Origin of the sequence: Campylobacter sp. BCW_6873, from assembly GCF_001762365.1 — a bacterium.
GTDB lineage: Bacteria > Campylobacterota > Campylobacteria > Campylobacterales > Campylobacteraceae > Campylobacter_D > Campylobacter_D jejuni.
The window spans coordinates 1-371 of record NZ_MJWS01000041.1 but is presented as its reverse complement, the minus strand read 5'-3'; the positions used below and the strand labels follow the sequence as shown (position 1 = coordinate 371).

The 371-nt window shown below is 49.6% G+C and carries 3 tRNA genes; all 3 read left to right on the top strand.

Annotated elements, in window-relative coordinates:
• Positions 1–80 precede the first annotated feature (80 nt).
• The 3 genes from AJ932_RS02000 (at position 81) to AJ932_RS01990 (ending at position 366) form a co-directional block, all read left to right on the top strand.
• Positions 81–156 (top strand) — tRNA-Arg (locus AJ932_RS02000).
• Positions 157–162: 6 nt separating this feature from the next.
• Positions 163–238 (top strand) — tRNA-Val (locus tag AJ932_RS01995).
• A gap of 51 nt (positions 239–289) precedes the next feature.
• A tRNA-Asp gene (locus AJ932_RS01990) sits at positions 290–366 on the top strand.
• The last annotated feature ends 5 nt before the right edge of the window (positions 367–371 follow it).

Below are 371 nucleotides of genomic sequence, written 5' to 3'. Positions count from 1 at the left end.
CCGGTAGAGCATCTCCCTTTTAAGGAGGGGGCCGTTGGTTCGAATCCAACACGGGACACCATTTTTATTGTTAGGGTTATGACCCTTTCGTCTAGTGGCCCAGGACAACACTCTCTCTGTGTGGAAACAGAGGTTCAAATCCTCTAGGGGTCGCCAATCATAGGTCGCTTAGCTCAGTTGGTAGAGCGCCACCCTTACAAGGTGGATGTCATAAGTTCGAGTCTTATAGTGACCACCATTTTATAAAATCATAAATAGGTTTTATAATCTCTACTTCTTTACTTTGGATGCAGCGGTAGTTCAGCTGGTTAGAATGCCGCCCTGTCACGGCGGAGGTCGCGGGTTCGAGCCCCGTCCGCTGCGCCATCTTG